Consider the following 19,390-nt stretch of genomic DNA (forward strand, 5'->3'; position numbering starts at 1 on the left):
AACCACTCCAGGGTAAGCAGCAACACCACCGAGAAAGCAATCAGCAAGGTCGCCGCCGCGGCAATGGTCGGGCTCAGGTTCTCGCGAATACCACTGAACATCTGTCGCGGCAGGGTCGCCTGCTCCGGGCCGGCCAGGAACAGGGTCACCACTACTTCGTCAAACGACGTCGCAAAGGCGAACAACGCCCCCGAAATCACCCCGGGCGCGATCAGCGGCAGGGTCACCCGGCGGAAAGTCAGCAGCGGCGAGGCGCCCAGGCTGGCTGCCGCGCGCACCAGGTTGTAGTTGAAGCCCTGCAAGGTTGCCGACACGGTAATGATGACGAACGGAACGCCCAGTACCGCATGCACCAGAATCAGCGAGGTGAAGCTGTTGCCCATGCCCAGCGGGGCGAAGAACAGGTAGCTGGCAACACCGATGATCACCACCGGCACCACCATCGGCGAAATCACAAGCGCCATCACCAGCGACTTGCCCGGAAAGTCGCCACGGGTCAGGCCGATGGCCGCCAGGGTGCCGAACACCATGGCCAGCACTGTGGCCGCCGGCGCGACGATGATGCTGTTCTTCAAGGCCCGCATCCACTCGGCCGAGCCGAAGAAGTCCTGGTACCACTGCAGCGAGAAGCCCTGCAGCGGGTACACCAGAAAACTGCCACTGTTGAACGACAGCGGCACGATCACCAGTACCGGCAGTATCAGGAACAGCAGGATCAAGCCGCATAGAATGCGCAGGCTGTAGAACCACACCCGCTCCACGGGCGACATGTAAGGGCTCAGCATGACAAGGCTCCTCAGCTCAGGCGCAGGCGGCTGGCGCCGACCAGCCAGCTATAGATCAGGTACAACAGCACGGTCGCCAGCAGCAACAGCCCGCCCAGCGCGGTGGCCATGCCCCAGTTGATGCTGGTGTTGGTGTAGAAGGCCACGAAGTAGCTGACCATCTGGTCATTCGGGCTGCCCAGCAGTGCCGGGGTGATGTAGTAGCCGATGGCCAGGATGAACACCAGCAGGCAACCAGCGCCAACTCCGGCGTACGTCTGCGGGAAGTAGACCCGCCAGAAACTGGCGAACGGGTGGCAGCCCAGCGAGATCGCCGCACGCATGTAGCTTGGCGAAATGCCCTTCATCACGCTGTACAGCGGCAGGATCATGAACGGCAGCAGGATGTGCACCATCGAGATGTACACGCCGGTGCGGTTGAACACCAGTTCCAGCGGCTGGTCGATGATGCCCATGGCCATCAGCGCGCTGTTGATCAGGCCACCCGACTGCAGCAGCACGATCCACGCCGCCACCCGCACCAGGATCGAGGTCCAGAACGGCAGCAGCACCAGGATCATCAGCAGGTTGCTCTGCCGGGTCGGCAGGTTGGCCAGCAGGTAGGCCAGCGGGTAGGCCAGCACCAGGCAGATGGCGGTAATCACCACACCCATCCACAGGGTACGGGCGAAGATATCCAGGTAGATGGCCTGGTCCGGGGTGGCCTTGGCCAGTTCGCCAAGGTCATCGATACGATGGTCGAGCGAAGCCAGCAGGTAGAACGAGGTGACCGTACTGGTGTTGCGGCGGATCGCCTGCCAGTAGGCCGGGTCGCCCCAACGCTCGTCGAGGGCCTGCAAGGCATCTTTATAGGAAGCGGGTTCGCTCTTGAACGGCAGCGCTCGCGCGGTCTTGGCCAACAGGCTGCGGTAACCGGCAAGCTCCATGTTCAGGCGCTTGGACAGATCGCCCAGGGTCTGGTTCTTGCGCGACTCGGCCAGGTCCTGGCTCAACGCCTTGTACACGTCCTCGCCCGGCAGGCTCTTGCCATCCCACTGGGTGATGACGCCCACGGTGCGTGGCAGGCCGCCTACCACTTCCGGGTTGCCGACGCTCTTGTACAGCAGCGCCGCGATCGGCACCAGGAACACCAGCAGGAGAAACAGCGCCAGCGGCGCGATCAACGCCTGCGCCTTCCAGCGGTTGACCCGCTCGGCGTGCTTGAGGCGCTGCTTGAGACTTGGACCTGCGCCTTCTTTGAGGGGCACTGCAATGGCCATGGCGAACTCCGCGATACGAACTGAAAATGGGGCTGCTGCGCAGCCCATCGCCGGCAAGCCAGCTCCCAGAGGTACTGCACTGGCTTCGAGGCTTCTGATCCCTGTGGGAGCTACCTCCTACAGATACTGCACTGGCTTCGGGGCTTGTGATCCCTGTGAGAGCTTTCCCCACAGGTACTGCACTGGCCTCGGGGCTTCTGATCCCTGTGGGAGCTGCCCCTACAGGTACTGCGCTGATCTCGGGGATAGCGCGGCCCCTGTGGGAGCTGGCTTGCCGGCGATGGGCCGCAAAGCGGCCCCCTACGCTGGTCGTTTACTTCTTCGCCGCCCAGGCGTTGAAGCGTTGCTCCAGCTGCTCGCTGTTGTCAGCCCAGAAGGCCACGTCGATCTGCACCTGGTTGGCGATGTTTTCAGGCGTGGTCGGCATGTCCTTCTTCACCGCGTCCGACAGCAGGCTCACGGCCTTGGAATTGGCCGGGCCGTAGGCGATGTTCTCGGAGTAGGTCTTCTGCTGCTCGGGCTGCACGCTGAAGGCGATGAATTTCTTCGCTTCCTCGACATCCTTGGCGCCTTTCGGGATGGCCCAGGCGTCGAAGTCGTAGATGCCGCCGTTCCACACCACTTTCAGGTTGCTCTCTTTCTGCACCGCAGCAATGCGGCCGTTGTAGGCAGAGCTCATGACTACGTCACCCGAGGCCAGATACTGCGGCGGCTGGGCGCCGGCTTCCCACCACTGGATGCTTGGCTTGAGTTCGTCGAGTTTCTTGAAGGCGCGGTCCACGCCCTCTTTGGTGCCCAGCACCTGGTACACGTCCTTCGGCGCCACACCGTCGGCCATCAGGGCGAATTCCAGGGTGTACTTGGCGCCCTTGCGCAGGCCGCGCTTGCCGGGGAATTTCTTGGTGTCCCAGAAATCGGCCCAGCTGGTCGGTGCGGTCTTCAGCTTGTCGGCGTTGTAGGCCAGCACCGTGGACCATACGAAGAAGCCCACACCGCAAGGCTGGATGGCGCCCGGCACGTAGTCACTCTCGTTGCCGAACAGCGCCGGGTCGAGCTCTTCGAACATGCCCTCGTCACAACCGCGGGCCAGCTCGGGTGACTCCACTTCCACCAGGTTCCACGACACGCTCTTGGTGTCGACCATGGCTTTGACCTTGGCCATTTCGCCGTTGTACTCGCCAGCGACGATCTTGCCCTTGCCGGCCTTCTCCCAGGGCTCGTAGAACGCCTTGACCTGGGCCGCCTTGTTGGCACCGCCGAACGAAACCACGGTGAGGTCTGCGGCCATGGCCTGGCCAGCGGCGAACAGCCCCAGGGCCAGGGCGGTCAGTTTCAACTGCTTGCGCATTATTATTCTCTCCACAGTACAGGGTTGGTGAAGCTATCCATCAATGGGCTTCGGCAATCGGATCGAGCGCGCGGGCGTGCTCCACCTCCCAGCCCAGCGGTACCACATCGCCCACGGCCAGCGCCGGGTCGAGCTCGGCAATCGGCTGCTTCACGAAGAAGTCGCCCTTGCCGCAAACTTCCAGGCGCACCCGCACGTGGTCGCCCAGGTAAATGAATTCGGCCACCCGGCCCGAGAAGCGGTTCACGCAGCTTTCGCTGTGACCGTTCAGGCGCACGCGCTCCGGGCGGATGGACAGGGTCACCGGCTCGCCGGCCTGGCCGACATTTACCGCCAGCGCCTCGACCCGCTCGCCACGCGGCAACTGCACTTGGCAGCGTTTGCCATCGCTGGCGAGCAAGGTGCCGTTGATGCGGTTGTTCTCGCCGATGAAGTTGGCGACGAAGGTGTTGCAGGGTTCTTCGTACAGCGTGCGCGGGTCGGCGATCTGCTGGATTTCGCCCTGGTGGAATACGGCTACCCGGTCTGACATGGTCAGCGCTTCACCCTGGTCGTGGGTCACGTACACCACGGTCACGCCCAGGCGCTGGTGGATGTGCTTGATCTCCATCTGCATGTGCTCGCGCAGCTGCTTGTCCAGCGCGCCCAGCGGTTCGTCCATCAGCACCAGCTGCGGCTCGAACACCAGCGCGCGGGCCAGGGCCACACGCTGCTGCTGGCCTCCGGACAGCTGGCCGGGGTAACGCTTGGCGAAGGCATCGAGCTGGACCATGTTCAGCACCCGCTTGACCCGCTCGCTGATGTCGGTCTTGCTCAGGTTGCGCACGGTCAGCGGGAAGGCCAGGTTCTCGGCCACGGTCATGTGAGGGAACAGCGCGTAGTTCTGGAACACCATGCCGATGTCGCGCTTGTGCGGCGGCACGTTGTTGATCGAGCGCCCGGCCAGCTGGATTTCACCGGCGGTGGGGGTTTCGAAGCCGGCCAGCATCATCAGGCTGGTGGTCTTGCCCGAGCCGGATGGGCCAAGCAGGGTGAGGAACTCGCCCTTGCGAATATCCAGGTTGAGGTCTTTGACGATCAGCGACTCGCCGTCGTAGCTCTTCTGCACACCACGGAAGCTGACCAGCGTTTCGCTGGTTGCAGCGTTCGACTTCGCCTCGCTCATGCCTGCACCTTCTTGTTGGATGACTGCGTAGGCAAAGACTAGACAAGCGGCAAGCGCCGGAAAATCGGGGGTGGTGAGAGAATGCCATCATCCGGATGGAAGATTTGCTGTAGGGATTCCCCTACAAAGATGGCGGGTTTGGAATGCTCATCCGAGCCACCAGCCAAACCTGTGGGAGCGGGCATGCCCGCGAAGGAGCCGGTTCAGCCATAGAGATCGGCAGGTCAGGCCCTTTCGCGGGCACGCCCGCTCCCACAGGGATCTCGGCAAGTTCCGAGAACAGGCATGTCGCATTCAGAGCAACTTGTGCTCCATTGCGTACTTCACCAGCTCAGCCAGCGAGTTCACTTTCAGCTTCTGCATCAGGCGTGCCTTGTGCGTGCTGATGGTCTTGCTCGACAGCGCCAGTTGCTGGGCGATGTCGTTGACGTTGGCGCCCTGTGCCAGCCGTTCGAATACCGAAAACTCCCGCTCCGACAGCAGCGTGTGCAACGGCCGCGACTCGGTCAGGCCCACTTCGAAGACCATGCGGTCGGCCAGCGCCGGGTCGATATAGCGCCCGCCAGCGGCAACCCGGCGAATCGCGGTCAGCAACAGCGCCGGGTCGCTGTCCTTGGTGGCATAGCCCGCCGCCCCGGCCTTCAGCGCCCGAGCCGCCATTTGCGCTTCATCGTGCATCGACAGCATCAGGATCGCCGGGGCGTCGTGCAACGCTCGGATCCGCGGAATCGCCTCCAGGCCATTCACACCCGGCATCGAGATATCCAGCAGTACCACCTCGCACGGCGTGTGGCGCAGGGTTTCCAGCAACTGCTCACCGTTACCGGCCTCCCCCGCCACCTGCATGTCCTTGGCCAGGCCGATCAACTGCTTGATGCCTTCACGGACAATGGTGTGGTCTTCGGCCACCAGCACTCGAATCACGATCGCTCTCCTACTCCAACGGTATGGCCACGCTCAGGCTGGTGCCTTCGCCCGGTTCACTGTCCAGTGCCATGCTGCCGCCCAGCATCAGCACCCGCTCACGCACCCCTACCAGGCCGAACGAGGTGGGCCGTGGCTGGTCGCGGCAAAAGCCCTGGCCGTCATCGCTGACAGTCATGCGCAATTGCCCGTGCTCACGCACCAGTTCGATCTCCACGCTGTGCGCCTGGGCATGGCGCATCACGTTGGTCAGCGCCTCCTGGAGGATACGGAACAGCCCGATGGCCTTGGCATCGCTCAATGCTGGCAGATTATCCGGTACTTGCACCAGGCAGGGGATTTGCGTGCGTGCTTCAAAGCGCCGCGCCTGCCATTCGATGGCCGAGGCGATGCCGGCATCGAGAATCGGCGGGCGCAAGGCGGTGGCCACGTCACGCACCAGCTGGAACAGTTGGGCGATCAGGCGCTTCATGGTGGTCAGGCGCTCGTTAAGGCCCGGGTCCAGCTCGGCGAAGGCCAGCTCGCACATCGACACCTCCAGCTTGAGCACGGTCAGCATCTGCCCCAGTTCATCATGCACTTCCCGGGCAATGCGGGCCTTTTCTTCCTCACGCACGCTTTCCAGATGGGCCGACAGTTCGCGCAGCTGCTCCTGGGACCTGGCCAGCGCCAACTCTGCCCGCTTGCCCTGGGTGATGTCCCACACCACGCCGTCCCACACCACCTGGCCGTTGCCAAGGCGTCGGGTGCTGGCCTTGATGTCGGCCCAGCGCTGCTCACCCTGCCGGGTGAGGATGCGCCCCTGCCAGGACCAATCCTGGTCGCTGGCCAGGGCCAGGTCCTGCACTCGGTGGTAGTCGGCGCGGTCCTCGGGATGTACCAGGTTGCGCAGGCCCATCTGCGGGTGCTGGATCTCGCTGGGCGAATAGCCCACCAAGGCCTCACTGCCCTCGCTGATGTAGGGGAATTCCAAGTCACCCTCGGCCGGGTCTCGCTCCAGGCGGAACACCAACCCCGGCACGTTGCCGGCGATGCCCTTGAGGCGCGCCTCGCTTTCGCGCAGAGCCGCCAGGGCGCGGTGGCGCTCGGTGACATCGGCGAGGTACACCACCAGGTACTCGGAGTCACGAAAACGCAGAAAACTCAGCGACAGCTCGACCGGCAGCAGGCTGTGGTCTGCCCGCCGGCACTGCGTCTCGAACTGGCCGACACCGCCCGCACCGGTGCGCGCGCCCTTCCAAAGCTCCAGCCAGCGGTCCATGGTCAGGCTGGGTTCAAAGTCGCTCAGCGGCCGCTCCAGCAGCGCGCCTTCGCCATAGCCCAGCATGCGCTCGGCGGCATGGTTGGCGTAGCGTACGTGGCTGTCCCAGTTGACCCAGAGGATGCCCACTGTGCTCTGGTCGATGGCGAACTGACTCAGGCGCAATGCTTCTTCACGCACTTGCCGCTCCACCAGGCTTTCTCGGGTGGCCAGCAGGCTACGCTCCAGCTGACGCTGCTGCCGACGCTGCCACACCAGAGTAGCCAGCGCGCACAACAGCAGCATGCCGGACAACAAGGCCAGGTTCTGCCAGAAACCCGTCGATTCACTCAGACGAGGGTACTTTGGCTGCAGCCAACGCTGGTGCAGTTGCTCCAGTTCCTTGGCCGGCAACGCCTGCAGGCCACGCTCGAGCACATCGGCCAGCAGCGGCCAGTCGCGCCGCGAACCGATGCGCAACAGTTGCGGCAGGCCGATATCGCCGACCACGGCCAACTCACCGAACTCGCTTTCGCGCGACAGGCGGCTGAGCTGGGCTTCGTCCAGCACTGCGAAACTGGCCTGGCCACCCACCACCAGTTGCAGGGCCTCGCGCTCGTTGGGCACCCCTTGCAGGTTGAGGTTGCTGTAATTGCCACGCAGGTAGTCCGCCAGCTGGCTGGGCATGCGCACCGCCACCCGCTGCTCGGCCTCGAGCGTTTCCAGTTCCACGGCCATGGTCCCGGTACGCGGCCCCACCACCAGTTGCGGCACGCGCATGTAAGGGTCGCTGAACAGCCACAGACGCAGGCTGGCGGGGGTCTGGGTAAGCCCCGGGGCAAAGTCGATTTCGCCGGCCTGAAGGGCATGCTCGAGGCTGGCCTGGTCGGCGAAGTTGCGCCAGGTAAGGTCCAGCCGCAGGGCCTGTGCCAGGCTGCTCACCAGTTCCACGTTGGCTCCGTACAGTTGCTGCAGGCGCCGGTCGAACTGAGCGTAGGGCGCCTGCAACACCAGGCCGACACGCAGGCTGCGGTGTGTATCCAGCCATTGCTGCTGGGCCGGTTCCAAGGCAACCGTGGGCACCGTCTCGGGCCTGGCCAATGCAATCAAGGGCAGCCACAAGCAGCCGATAACAAACAGGCGACGCACTCGCTTCATCTACACGCTCGTCTTGGCAAGGCAGCCATGCAGCATGGCCGTCACGGGCAAATACTATTAGGCTGCCGGTATCATTCTGGCCCTGGGTTGACTCATGTCCACACTTTATCGCACGACGCTGGCAATGTGCTGCCTAGCCTCGCTCCTTCCACTCGGCGCCCTGGCCGCCGATGCCGAAAAACCATCCACTACCGAAGCACCCGCTGCCCAAGCCCCTCGCCCGCCGCTGCTGGAACGCAGCCAGGAGGACGCCCAGGCGCTCGAGCGGCTGGTACCCAAGGCCGAACAGCAGACCCTGCAGGCTGGTGCCGACAGCTTCCTGGCCCTGTGGAAACCAGCCAACGACAGCGACCCGGAGGGAGCGGTCATCATCGTCCCGGGGGCTGGCGAAACGGCTGACTGGCCGAATGCGGTCGGCCCGCTGCGGCAGAAGTTCCCCGATATCGGCTGGCACAGCCTTAGCATCAGCCTGCCCGATCTGCTCGCCGACAGCCCACAGGCGCGGGTCGAGGCCAAGCCGGCTGCCGAGCCGCAGCCAGAAAAGGGCGAAAGCGCCCCGGCCAAGGACGTGCCGGACGATGCCAATGCCAACGTCGCCCAGGCGACCGCAGCCGATGCCGACACCGCGGAAAGCACCGACGCCAAACAGGCCAGCGAGCAAACAGACCCGGCCGATGCCGAGCGCATTTTCGCCCGCCTGGATGCTGCGGTGGCCTTTGCCCAGCAGCACAACGCCCGCAGCATCGTGCTGATCGGCCATGGCAGCGGTGCGTATTGGGCGGCCCGCTACCTGAGCGAGAAACAGCCACCGCAGGTGCAGAAACTGGTGATGGTTGCCGCTCAGACACCGGCGCGGGTAGAGCATGACCTGGAAAGCCTGGCGCCAACCTTGAAAGTGCCGACTGCCGACATCTACTACGTCACCCGCAGCGGTGACCGCAATGCAGCCGCGCAGCGCCTGCAGGCCAGCAAGCGGCAGAAGGACAGCCAGTATCGGCAGTTGTCGCTGATTGCCATGCCGGGGAACAAGGTGGCCGAGCAGGAGCAACTGTTCCGCCGGGTGCGGGGGTGGATGAACCCGCAGGGGTAAGGTTCGCCATAATGGCCCATCGCCGGCAAGCCGGCTCCCACAGGTACCCCACAGAGTTAAGGGTCAGTGCAATACCAGTGGGAGCTGGCTTGCCGGCGATAGGGCCATCAAAGGCCCCGCCGCTTACGGATCATTGCATAGGCCTGATGCAACTCCCGGGTACGCTCGGTCGCTTCACGCACCTGCGCCTCACTGGCACCAGTGCCCGCCAGCTTGTCCGGGTGGTGCCGACTGACCAGCCGACGATACGCCTGCTTGACCTTGTCGCCATCGGTATCCGCCTCGACCGCCAGCAAGCGCAATGCCGCCGCGTAGGTCATGGCGATCCCTTCCGGCCCCGCCGCCTTGCGTGGTTCGTACTCCAGCGACATGGCCTGCACCTGCCGCCGGCTCAGGCCCAGTTTCTGCCCCCAGTCCAGCAGCAGCTCACGCTCCTTGTTGCCCATCTTGCCGTCGGCCCAGACCATGCGCCAACAGGCACGCAGGGTGCCTTCGGCCGCATGCGGCTGCTGGCGAATGCGGCGCAGGTGCCCACCCAGCCGGTCCTTGCCCGCCTTGCCACGGTTGAACGCGGCAATCGCGCGCAGTCGGGCAGCTTCGGCCAGGTCCAGACGCACCATCTCCTGGCGCGCCTGCTGGATATGCTGTTCGACCACCCGGCCATCGCACTTGGCCAGGCGCCCGAGCATCACGAACAGCAACTCGTCGTCCTGCAAGGCTGGGCGCCCCCCCAGGCGTTCGCGCATGTCCTCCCAACCTTGCAAACGCAGGCGGCGGTCCATGGCCTGGCCGAGCAACGCGCCGAGCAAGGCCCCGGGGATGCTGGCAACGGCAAAGCCGGCACCGGCACCAATCACCGTGCTTGGCCACCACATGTCAGGCGCGCTCGCCAATCAGGCGCTCGGCCTCGGCCAAGCGTTCGAGCGTGCCGACATCCACCCAGTGCCCACGGTAGTGCTCGCCACTGACCTGGCCGGCAGCCATGGCCTGGCGAAGCAACGGCGCCAGCTTGAAGGCGCCAGGCTGGCAGCCTTCGAACAGCGCCGGGTGCAGCACCGAAAGGCCGCTGAAAGTCAGCGTGCCAGGCGCATCGTCACCATCGACCACCCGCTCGCCCACCAGGCGGAAGTCGCCGCGGCCGTGATGGCCAGGGTTATCGACCAGCACCAGGTGGGCCAGGCCTTGCAGGGGAGCCTGCAGGCGCGCGAAGTCGTAGTCGGTCCAGACATCGCCGTTTACCAGCAAGAACGGCGCGTCACCCAGCAATGGCAGGGCTTTGTAGATACCACCGCCGGTTTCCAGCGGCTCGCCTTCGGGCGAATAGCGGATGCTCAGGCCGAAACGGCTGCCGTCACCCAGGTGGTCCTCGATCTGCTGGCCGAGCCAGGCATGGTTGATCACCACCTCGGTGACGCCCGCCGCAGCCAGGGCCCGCAGGTGGTATTCGATCAGTGGCTGGCCGGCGACCGGGACCAGCGGTTTGGGGGTGTGCAGGGTCAGCGGGCGCATGCGCTCGCCTTTGCCCGCTGCCAGGATCATTGCCTTCATGCACGCGCTCCGGCCTGCAACTCGGCAATCAGCTCGCCCAACTCCGCCAATTCGGGTCGGCGGCTGATCACTTCTTCTATATAGGCGAAGAAGCGCGGCACGTCGCCCAGGTAACGAGGCTTGCCGTCGCGGTGGCAGATTCGGGCGAAGATGCCGATTACCTTCAGGTGGCGCTGCACACCCATAAGGTCGCTGGCACGCTGGAATGCCTCGAACTCGGCCTGCACCGGGATGCCGGCAGCCTGCGCCTTCTGCCAGTAGTCGCGCAGCCACCCTTCGACCCGCGCCTGCGGCCAGCTGAGGAAGGCGTCCTTGAACAGACAGGTGATGTCGTAGGTGACCGGACCGTATACGGCATCCTGGAAGTCCAGCACGCCGGGGTTGGGCGTGCTCTGCATCAGGTTGCGCGGCATGTAGTCGCGGTGCACCAGCACCTTGGGCTGGGCCAGCGCGCTGTCGATCAGCAGTTGGCTGATACGCTGCCAGATGGTTTTCTGGGCATCGCTGAAGGCCAGGCCAAGCTCACGGCCCACGTACCACTCCGGGAACAGTTCGACTTCACGGCGCAGCAGTGCGTCGTCGTAGCTGGGCAACGGCGCATCCATCGGCAGGCGCTGGAACGCCAGCAGCGCGTCGATGGCATCGGCGAACAGGCCGTCGGCGTTGTCCGCATCAATGATATCAAGGTATGTCTGGTGGCCCAGGTCACCCAGCAGCAGGAAGCCACGCTCCAGGTCCTGGGCATGGATCAGCGGCACGTGTACGCCGGCGCTGGCAAGCAGGTGGTCGATGGCGACGAACGGTCGGCAGTTCTCCTGGGGCGGTGGTGCATCCATGATCACGAAGCTGTGACCAGCGCCCTGCCAGCGGAAGTAACGACGGAAGCTGGCGTCGCTGCTGGCCGCGGTCAGGCTGCCTGCGGGCACATCGCCCCAGGCGTTTTTCCGGAAAAGATCATTGAGCTGCTCATCGAGCCAGACCGTCAGTTGTTGCAGGCGTACATCGTGTTCAGGCATTACAAGGGTCTCCGACGGCCCTAGCCGTCAAGCGGGTCATGCTTTATTATCCAGCATCTTTTTCAGACCATCGAGAGGCGTGCGGCCCCACACGCGGGCAGATGGCACGCAGGAAGCCCGGACTAATAAGATGGCATTGAAATCCCCCGCGTTTCGTAGAAAGTTTCCGTTGCTGGTAACCGGCGGTCTGCTGGCCCTGCAACCTCTGGCCACGTCTTACGTGGTGGCAGCCGAACAATTCGACTGCCAAGTGTCCGCCTCCGGTGGTTGGGACTGCAAGCCCAAGACCCCAGCCAACAACCTGCCACCGCGCCCGGTGCACGAGGGTGCTGCCGTCAGCACCGGCACCGAAGCCGCGAGCGAAGGCGAAACCGCGGACCGGCCGATGCTGGTCACCGAGGCCAAGGGCCGTGGCCTGAAGTCGCGTAGCGAAGACTACAGCCACCTGGACTGGGTTCCGCGTGAAAAGCTCACTGCCGCACAGCTGGCCGAAACCGGCCCGTACTGCGGTGGCGCCTACATCGAGCCAACCCGCCCGGGCATGGCCGACACCACGCCGAAGGACGAGTCGCCGACCTACATCAACGCCAAGGTATCCAAGTACCAGCAGGAGCAGCAGATCGCTACCCTCGCCGGTGACGTGGTGATGCGCCAGGGCAGCATGCAGGCCGAGGCCGACGAGGCCAACCTCTACCAGACCGAAAACCGTGGCGAGCTCAAGGGCAACGTCAAGATCCGTGACAACGGTTCGCTGGTGGTCGGTGACGAGGCACAGATCCAGCTCGACACGGGCGAAGCCCAGGTCGACAACGCCGAATACGTGATGCACAAGTCGCACATTCGCGGCAGTGCCCTGTACGCCAAGCGTGGCGAGAACGCCATCATCCGCCTCAAGGACGGTACGTACACCACCTGCGAACCGGGCAGCAACGCCTGGCAGCTGAAGGGCAACAACATCACCCTGAACCCGGCCACCGGTTTCGGTACCGCGACCAACGTTACGCTGCGGGTCAAGGATTTCCCGGTGTTCTACACACCGTACATCTACTTCCCGATCGACGACCGTCGCCAGTCCGGCTTCCTGCCGCCATCGTTCAGCAGCACCAGCGACACCGGCTTCATGCTGGTCACGCCGTACTACTTCAACCTGGCGCCGAACTACGACGCCACGTTGTACCCGCGCTACATGACCAAGCGCGGCCTGCTGATGGAAGGCGAGTTCCGCTACCTGACGCCTTCCAGCGAAGGCCAGTTCGGTGGCGCGTACCTCAACGACAAGAACGACGACCGCAAAGACCAGACTGACTACAAAGAGCAGCGCTGGATGGTCAACTGGCAGCACAAGGGCGGGCTGGACGAGCGCCTGATGACCGAGGTGGACTACACCGACATCAGCGACCCGTTCTACTTCCAGGACCTGGAATCCGACCAGATCGGTATTGAAACCCAGGACCTGCTGAACCAGCAGGGGGCACTGACCTACCGTGGCGACAGCTACACCGCGCGGTTGAATGTGCATGCCTACGAGATGGCGACCATCTCGAAGATCACTCCGTACGATCGTCTGCCGCAGATTACCTTCAATGGCAAGCTGCCATACGAGCCGGGCGGGTTCAACATTGCCTACGAAACCGAGGCAGTCCGTTTCGATCGTGACCTGAAAGACGACTTCGTATTGAACGAAGATGGCCTTCCCGACACTTCGGCGGGTGCGCCTGGTCGCCGCCTGGACCAGAACGTCAGCGGCATCGCTCGTGCCAACGGCAACCGTTTCAACGTTGCACCATCGATCAGCCTGCCGATGGAAGCCAGTTACGGCTTCCTGACCCCCAAGCTGAAGTACGCATACACCCACTACGATCTGGACTTGGACAGCCAGGGTAAAACCCAGGCTATCGCGCAATCGGCCAACCCGGCCTACGGCAGCTACAACAGCTCGCTGAACCGCGACGTACCGATCTTCAGCGTGGACAGCGGCCTGTACTTCGACCGCAAAACATCGCTGTTCGGCACCAACTACAAACAAACCCTCGAACCGCGTATGTACTACCTCTACGTCCCATACAAGGACCAGAAGGACATCCCGCTGTTCGACTCCGGTGAAACCCTGTTCAGCTACGATTCGCTATTCCGCGACAATCGCTTCAGCGGCACCGACCGTATCGGTGACGAGAACAAGCTGTCGCTGGGCGTGACCACCCGCTGGATCGAAGAAAACGGCTTCGAACGCCAGAACTTCAGCATCGGTCAGGCCTTCTACTTCAAGGACCGCAAAGTTCAGCTCCCTGGTATCGATTACCGTACCCGCAGCGACTCGCAGTCCGATGTGTCGCCATACGCATTGGTGTACAACTACTACTTCAACCGCGACTGGCGCTTCAATTCGGACTTCAACTGGGACCCGGACAGCCGCAGCACCCGCTCGGGCAGCGCGATGTTCCACTACCAGCCTGAAGACAACCCGAACAAAGTGGTCAACCTCGGTTATCGCTACCGTAACGACACCATCTCCTACGACTCCACGACCGGTACCTGGAAAGTGGGCGGTGGCGACTACGGCGTCCCAGGCAGCGAGAACTACATCAAGGACTACTACAAGATCCAGCAGCATGACTTCTCGGTCATCTGGCCGATCGTTCCGCAGTGGAGCGTCATCGCTCGCTGGCAGCATGACTACAACCGCAACCGCACCCTGGAAGCCATGGGCGGTTTCGAGTACGACAACTGCTGCTGGAAGCTGCGCCTGATCAACCGTTACTGGATCGATTACGACGACTTCAGCCAAGCCCTCCCGGCGAACGAAAAAGGCGACCACGGCATCTTCCTTCAGATCGTCCTGAAAGGCCTCGGTGGTGTAGTCGGCAACAAGGTCGAGTCTTTCCTCGACGAAGGCATTCAAGGTTATCGTGAACGTGAAGACCAAGCTTATTGATCGACTGCGCCCGGCGTTGCTGGGCGTTGCATTGCTGAGTGGCGCGGTGCATGCCGCGGTGCAACCTCTTGATCGCGTGGTGGCCATCGTCGACAACGACGTGGTCATGCAAAGCCAGCTGGACCAACGTGTCCGCGAGGTACAGCAAACCATCGCCAAGCGCGGCGGCGGCATGCCGCCTGCCGGTGCGCTGGACCAGCAGGTACTGGAGCGCCTGATCGTCGAAAATCTGCAGTTGCAGATCGGCGAACGCTCCGGCATCCGCATCACCGACGAAGAGCTGAACCAGGCCATGGGCACCATTGCCCAGCGCAACGGCATGTCGCTTGACCAGTTCCGCGCCGCTCTGGCTCGTGACGGCATGTCGTTCGACGACGCCCGCGAGCAGGTCAAGCGCGAGATGATCATCAGCCGCGTGCGCCAGCGCCGCGTGGCCGAGCGCATCCAGGTGTCCGAGCAGGAGGTGAAGAACTTCCTCAACTCCGACCTTGGCAAGATGCAGATGTCGGAAGAGTACCGCCTGGCCAACATCCTGATCCCGACCCCGGAAGCGGCCAACTCTGAAGCCATCCAGGCCGCCGCGCGCCAGGTTGGCGATGTGTACCAGCAGCTCAAGCAGGGTGCGGACTTCGGCCAGATGGCCATTGCCCGCTCCGCCAGCGAAAACGCCCTGGAAGGCGGCGAAATGGGCTGGCGTAAAGCCGGCCAGCTGCCACCGGACTTCGCCAAGATGCTCAGCAGCATGCCGGTTGGTGAAATTACCCAGCCTATCCGCATCCCCAACGGTTTCATCATCCTCAAACTCGAGGAGAAGCGTGGCGGCAGCGAGAACGTGCTGCGTGACGAAGTGCACGTTCGCCACATCCTGATCAAGCCTAGCGAGATCCGCAGCGAGGCTGCCACCGAGCAACTGGCCGAGCGCCTGTACGAGCGCATCAAGAACGGCGAAGACTTCGGCGAACTGGCCAAGAGCTTCTCGGAAGACCCGGGTTCGGCGCTTAACGGCGGCGACCTCAACTGGGTTGACCCGAACAGCCTGGTACCGGAGTTCCGCGAGCAGATGGCCAACGCCGCCCAAGGCGAAGTCACCCGTCCGTTCAAGACCCAGTACGGCTGGCATGTCCTGGAAGTGCTGGGCCGTCGCGCCACCGACAGCACCGAACAGGCTCGTGAGCAACAGGCCATGAACGTACTGCGCAACCGCAAGTACGACGAAGAGCTGCAGACCTGGCTGCGCCAGATCCGCGACGAGGCCTACGTTGAAATCAAGCTGCCTGGCGCTGACCAGGCCGCCCAGTGAAGCCCCTGCGCTTCGCCGTCACCCCCGGCGAGCCGGCCGGCATAGGCCCCGACCTGTGCCTGCTGCTCGCCGCAGACGCCCAGCCCCACCCCCTGATCGCCATCACCAGCCGTGACCTGCTCGCCGAGCGGGCCACGCAGCTGGGGCTGGCCGTCAACCTGCTGCCGGTAGCGCCGGGCCTATGGCCCGAGCAGCCGGCACCAGCGGGTAGCCTGTACGTCTGGGATACCCCCCTGCCAGCCCCGGTAGTACCGGGCCAGCTCGACAAGGCGAATGCCGCGTTCGTGCTGGAAACCCTGACCCGTGCCGGGCAAGGCTGCCTGGACGGGCACTTCGCCGGGATGATCACCGCCCCTGTACATAAGGGCGTGATCAACGAAAGCGGTATCGCCTTCTCCGGGCATACCGAATTCCTTGCCGAGCTGACCCACACCGCGCAAGTGGTGATGATGCTGGCCACCCATGGCTTGCGCGTGGCCCTGGTGACCACGCACCTGCCGCTGCGCGACATTGCCGACGCCATCACTGCCGAGCGCGTCGAGCGTGTAACCCGTATCCTGCATGCCGACATGCGCGACAAGTTCGGCATTGCCAACCCGCGCATCCTGGTATGCGGCCTCAACCCGCACGCGGGCGAGGGCGGCCACCTGGGCCGCGAGGAAATCGACATCATCGAGCCGACCCTGGCCCGCCTGCGCACCGAAGGCATGGACCTGCGCGGACCGCTGCCGGCCGATACCCTGTTTACCCCCAAATATCTGGAGCACTGCGATGCGGTGCTGGCGATGTACCACGACCAGGGCCTGCCCGTACTCAAGTACAAAGGCTTCGGCGCTGCAGTCAACGTGACTTTGGGCCTGCCGATCATCCGCACGTCGGTCGACCACGGCACCGCCCTGGACCTGGCCGGCACCGGCAAGGTCGACACCGGCAGCCTGCGGGTCGCGCTGGAAACCGCCTACCAGATGGCCGAGAACCGACCATGAACGAGCAATACCAACACCGGGCGCGCAAGCGCTTCGGCCAGAACTTCCTGCACGACGCCGGCATCATCGACCGCATCCTGCGTGCCATCAACGCCAAGGCCGGCGAACATCTGCTGGAAATCGGCCCCGGCCAGGGCGCCCTGACCGAAGGCCTGCTGGGCAGCGGAGCACAGCTGGACGTGGTGGAACTGGACAAGGACCTGGTGCCGATCCTGCAGCACAAGTTCGCCGGCCGCAGCAATTTCCGCCTGCACCAGGGCGACGCCCTGAAGTTCGACTTCAACCAGCTGGGCGTGCCACCGCGCAGCCTCAAGGTGGTGGGCAACCTGCCCTACAACATCTCCACCCCACTGATCTTCCACCTGCTCAGCCATGCCGGGCTGATCCGCGACATGCATTTCATGTTGCAGAAGGAAGTGGTCGAGCGCATGGCCGCCGGCCCTGGCGGTGGTGACTGGGGGCGTCTGTCGATCATGGTGCAGTACCACTGCCGGGTCGAGCACCTGTTCAACGTTGGCCCTGGCGCCTTCAACCCGCCGCCGAAAGTGGACTCGGCCATCGTCCGCCTGGTGCCGCACGAAGTGCTGCCGTACCCAGCCAAGGACGCAAAGCTGCTGGAGCAGGTGGTACGCGAAGCGTTCAACCAGCGCCGCAAGACCCTGCGCAACACCATGAAAGGCCTGCTCGACAGCGCCGCCATCGAAGCTGCCGGCGTGGACGGCAGCCTGCGCCCTGAACAGCTGGACCTGGCCGCCTTCGTGCGCCTGGCTGACCAGTTGGCCGATCAGCCCAAAGCCTGACTCAACCTGATCCGGCCTCTTCGCGGGCACGCCCGCTCCCACAGGTAAATCACCTCCTTCAAATAGGGTGAGATCCTGTGGGAGCGGGTTTACCCGCGAAAGGGCCGGGACAGGCAACACAAATCCCCAAGCCCCTCACCGCTGGCCCTCCCCCCTCCCAATGGCCTAGACTGCATTATTGCGTCAGTTCGCCCAAGGCCCTTGCATGTCCGACCCCCGCTATCAGATCGACGTCAGCGTCGTGACCCGCTACCTGAAAGAACAATCCGACCCCGAAAACAGTCGTTTCGCTTTCGCCTACACCATCACCGTGCAGAACAACGGCTCGCTCAAAGCCAAGCTGCTGTCGCGCCACTGGCTGATCACCAATGGTGACGGCGAGGTTGAGGAGGTGCGTGGTGCCGGCGTGGTAGGCCAGCAGCCCAATATCGACCCGGGCCAGAGCCATACCTACAGCAGCGGCGCGGTCATCAGCACCCGCGTGGGCACCATGCAAGGCAGTTACCAGATGTTCGCCGAAGACGGCAAACGCTTCGATGCCGAGATCGCTCCCTTCCGCCTGGCGGTGCCAGGGGCGCTGCACTGATGGCTACCTACGCCGTCGGTGACCTGCAGGGCTGCCTGCAGCCACTCAAGTGCCTGCTCGAACGGGTCAACTTCAACCCCGCCGTCGACCGCCTGTGGCTGGTCGGCGACCTGGTCAACCGCGGCCCCGAGTCACTGGAAACCCTGCGCTTCCTTTATTCGATCCGTCAGTCGCTGGTGTGCGTGCTGGGTAACCATGACCTGCACCTGCTGGCCGCCTGGCACAACGTCGAACGCTTGAAGAAAAGCGACACCCTGCGCGAGATCATCGAAGCGCCGGACGCCGACCAGCTGTTCGACTGGCTGCGCCAGCAAAAGCTGCTGCATTACGACGAACCCCGTGGCATTGCCCTGGTTCACGCCGGCATTCCACCGCAATGGACCTTGGGCAAAGCCCTGGACCTGGCCGCAGAGGTCGAGGAAGTGCTGCGCGACGACGAGCGCCTGAAACTGTACCTGGACGGCATGTACGGCAACGAGCCGAACAAGTGGAGCAAGAACCTCAGCGGCATCGAACGCCTGCGGGTCATCACCAACTACCTCACGCGCATGCGTTTCTGCACAGCCGAAGGCAAGCTCGACCTCAAGAGCAAGGAAGGCCTGGATACCGCCCCCAAAGGCTACAAGCCCTGGTACGCGCACAAAGGCCGCCGCTCACGCCACGTGAAGATCATCTTCGGCCACTGGGCCGCCCTGCAGGGGCAGGTCGACGAGCCCGGCATCATCGCCCTGGACACCGGTTGCGTGTGGGGCGGCGCCATGACTCTGTACAACGTCGACAGCGGCGAATACCACCGCTGTGACTGCGCCGACGACGGCACCCTGCGCCAATCGGCACAACCCACTACACTCAACGACCACACCCGAAGGAAGTAGTACCCATGAGCGAATTCAAGCGCATCCCTCCCGAGCAGGCCTTGGAGCTTCGCAAGAAAGAAGGTGCGGTCGTCGTCGATATTCGCGACCCACAAGCTTTCGCTGCCGGCCACATCACCGGCGCCAAGCATCTGGATAACCATTCTGTCGCCGAGTTCATCCGCAATGCCGACCTCGACGCTCCAACCCTGGTGGTGTGCTACCACGGCAATTCCAGCCAGAGTGCTGCGGCCTATCTGGTGAACCAAGGCTTCTCGGACGTATACAGCGTCGACGGCGGCTTTGAGCTGTGGCGCGCCACCTACCCGGCCGAGACCGCCCAGGGCGCTGCCGAATAATTTTTTCATTTTTACTGCAGCCCGCGCCCCATGCGGGCTT

17 protein-coding genes are annotated in these 19,390 nt (G+C 63.8%); 8 read left to right on the forward strand and 9 right to left on the reverse strand.

Going from position 1 to position 19,390, the window contains the following annotated elements; translation table 11 throughout:
• The 6 genes from ACK1U9_RS08760 to ACK1U9_RS08785 form a co-directional block, all read right to left on the reverse strand.
• A partial coding sequence (locus ACK1U9_RS08760) for an ABC transporter permease (protein ID WP_449109833.1) occupies window positions 1-785 on the reverse strand: 785 nt, incomplete at its 3' end.
• 11 nt (window positions 786-796) lie between these two features.
• A complete protein-coding gene (locus ACK1U9_RS08765) occupies window positions 797-2,044 on the reverse strand; it encodes an ABC transporter permease (RefSeq protein ID WP_013970602.1) in 1,248 nt (415 codons plus the stop codon).
• Window positions 2,045-2,357: 313 nt separating this feature from the next.
• On the reverse strand, window positions 2,358-3,392 hold the full coding sequence (locus ACK1U9_RS08770; protein WP_153671261.1) for an extracellular solute-binding protein: 1,035 nt from the start codon (window positions 3,390-3,392) through the stop codon (window positions 2,358-2,360).
• Between the two features lie 40 nt (window positions 3,393-3,432).
• On the reverse strand, window positions 3,433-4,557 hold the full coding sequence (locus ACK1U9_RS08775) for an ABC transporter ATP-binding protein (protein WP_012270208.1): 1,125 nt from the start codon (window positions 4,555-4,557) through the stop codon (window positions 3,433-3,435).
• A 294-nt stretch (window positions 4,558-4,851) separates the two neighbouring features.
• A complete protein-coding gene (locus ACK1U9_RS08780; RefSeq protein WP_178081771.1) occupies window positions 4,852-5,484 on the reverse strand; it encodes a response regulator in 633 nt (210 codons plus the stop codon).
• A gap of 7 nt (window positions 5,485-5,491) precedes the next feature.
• Entirely contained in the window at window positions 5,492-7,879 is a 2,388-nt protein-coding gene (locus tag ACK1U9_RS08785; RefSeq protein ID WP_108481026.1) for a PAS domain-containing sensor histidine kinase, read from the reverse strand.
• A 94-nt stretch (window positions 7,880-7,973) separates the two neighbouring features.
• Here ACK1U9_RS08785 and ACK1U9_RS08790 point away from each other — a divergent pair, with 94 nt between their 5' ends.
• Entirely contained in the window at window positions 7,974-8,969 is a 996-nt protein-coding gene (locus ACK1U9_RS08790; protein WP_046614412.1) for an alpha/beta hydrolase family protein, read from the forward strand.
• A 107-nt stretch (window positions 8,970-9,076) separates the two neighbouring features.
• Here the strand turns inward: ACK1U9_RS08790 and ACK1U9_RS08795 are convergent, their stop codons facing one another.
• Genes ACK1U9_RS08795 through ACK1U9_RS08805 form a run of 3 tightly spaced genes read right to left on the reverse strand, consistent with a single transcriptional unit; the run spans window position 9,077 to window position 11,533 of the window.
• Window positions 9,077-9,844 (reverse strand): TerB family tellurite resistance protein, encoded by a 768-nt coding sequence (locus tag ACK1U9_RS08795; RefSeq protein ID WP_046614413.1) that lies wholly within the window; start codon window positions 9,842-9,844, stop codon window positions 9,077-9,079.
• 1 nt (window position 9,845) lies between these two features.
• Window positions 9,846-10,517, reverse strand: a complete 672-nt coding sequence (murU, locus tag ACK1U9_RS08800) for an N-acetylmuramate alpha-1-phosphate uridylyltransferase MurU (RefSeq protein ID WP_046614414.1) — start codon at window positions 10,515-10,517, stop codon at window positions 9,846-9,848.
• Entirely contained in the window at window positions 10,514-11,533 is a 1,020-nt protein-coding gene (locus tag ACK1U9_RS08805; protein WP_085600118.1) for an aminoglycoside phosphotransferase family protein, read from the reverse strand. The genes murU and ACK1U9_RS08805 overlap by 4 nt, the downstream gene beginning before the upstream one ends.
• Before the next feature lie 130 nt (window positions 11,534-11,663).
• On the opposite strand from ACK1U9_RS08805, the gene ACK1U9_RS08810 reads away from it, so the two are divergent.
• The 7 genes from ACK1U9_RS08810 (at window position 11,664) to glpE (ending at window position 19,350) form a co-directional block, all read left to right on the forward strand.
• Entirely contained in the window at window positions 11,664-14,465 is a 2,802-nt protein-coding gene (locus ACK1U9_RS08810; protein WP_108481025.1) for an LPS-assembly protein LptD, read from the forward strand.
• Window positions 14,446-15,765 (forward strand): peptidylprolyl isomerase, encoded by a 1,320-nt coding sequence (locus tag ACK1U9_RS08815; protein ID WP_015268722.1) that lies wholly within the window; start codon window positions 14,446-14,448, stop codon window positions 15,763-15,765. Before ACK1U9_RS08810 ends, ACK1U9_RS08815 begins: the two co-directional genes overlap by 20 nt.
• Window positions 15,762-16,751 carry a 4-hydroxythreonine-4-phosphate dehydrogenase PdxA gene (gene pdxA, locus ACK1U9_RS08820; RefSeq protein ID WP_108481024.1) on the forward strand — a complete coding sequence of 330 codons (990 nt, stop codon included), beginning with the start codon at window positions 15,762-15,764 and terminating at the stop codon, window positions 16,749-16,751. The genes ACK1U9_RS08815 and pdxA overlap by 4 nt, the downstream gene beginning before the upstream one ends.
• Window positions 16,748-17,551, forward strand: a complete 804-nt coding sequence (gene rsmA / locus ACK1U9_RS08825; protein ID WP_108481023.1) for a 16S rRNA (adenine(1518)-N(6)/adenine(1519)-N(6))-dimethyltransferase RsmA — start codon at window positions 16,748-16,750, stop codon at window positions 17,549-17,551. Before pdxA ends, rsmA begins: the two co-directional genes overlap by 4 nt.
• Before the next feature lie 205 nt (window positions 17,552-17,756).
• Entirely contained in the window at window positions 17,757-18,137 is a 381-nt protein-coding gene (gene apaG, locus ACK1U9_RS08830) for a Co2+/Mg2+ efflux protein ApaG (RefSeq protein ID WP_012270198.1), read from the forward strand.
• Complete coding sequence (locus ACK1U9_RS08835) at window positions 18,137-19,012, forward strand: symmetrical bis(5'-nucleosyl)-tetraphosphatase (RefSeq protein ID WP_085600110.1); 876 nt, start codon at window positions 18,137-18,139, stop codon at window positions 19,010-19,012. The genes apaG and ACK1U9_RS08835 overlap by 1 nt, the downstream gene beginning before the upstream one ends.
• A 5-nt stretch (window positions 19,013-19,017) precedes the next feature.
• Window positions 19,018-19,350: a thiosulfate sulfurtransferase GlpE gene (glpE, locus tag ACK1U9_RS08840; protein WP_046614420.1), complete on the forward strand. Its 333-nt coding sequence runs from the start codon at window positions 19,018-19,020 to the stop codon at window positions 19,348-19,350.
• The last annotated feature ends 40 nt before the right edge of the window (window positions 19,351-19,390 follow it).

It is taken from the genome of Pseudomonas sp. XP1, assembly GCF_053557675.1.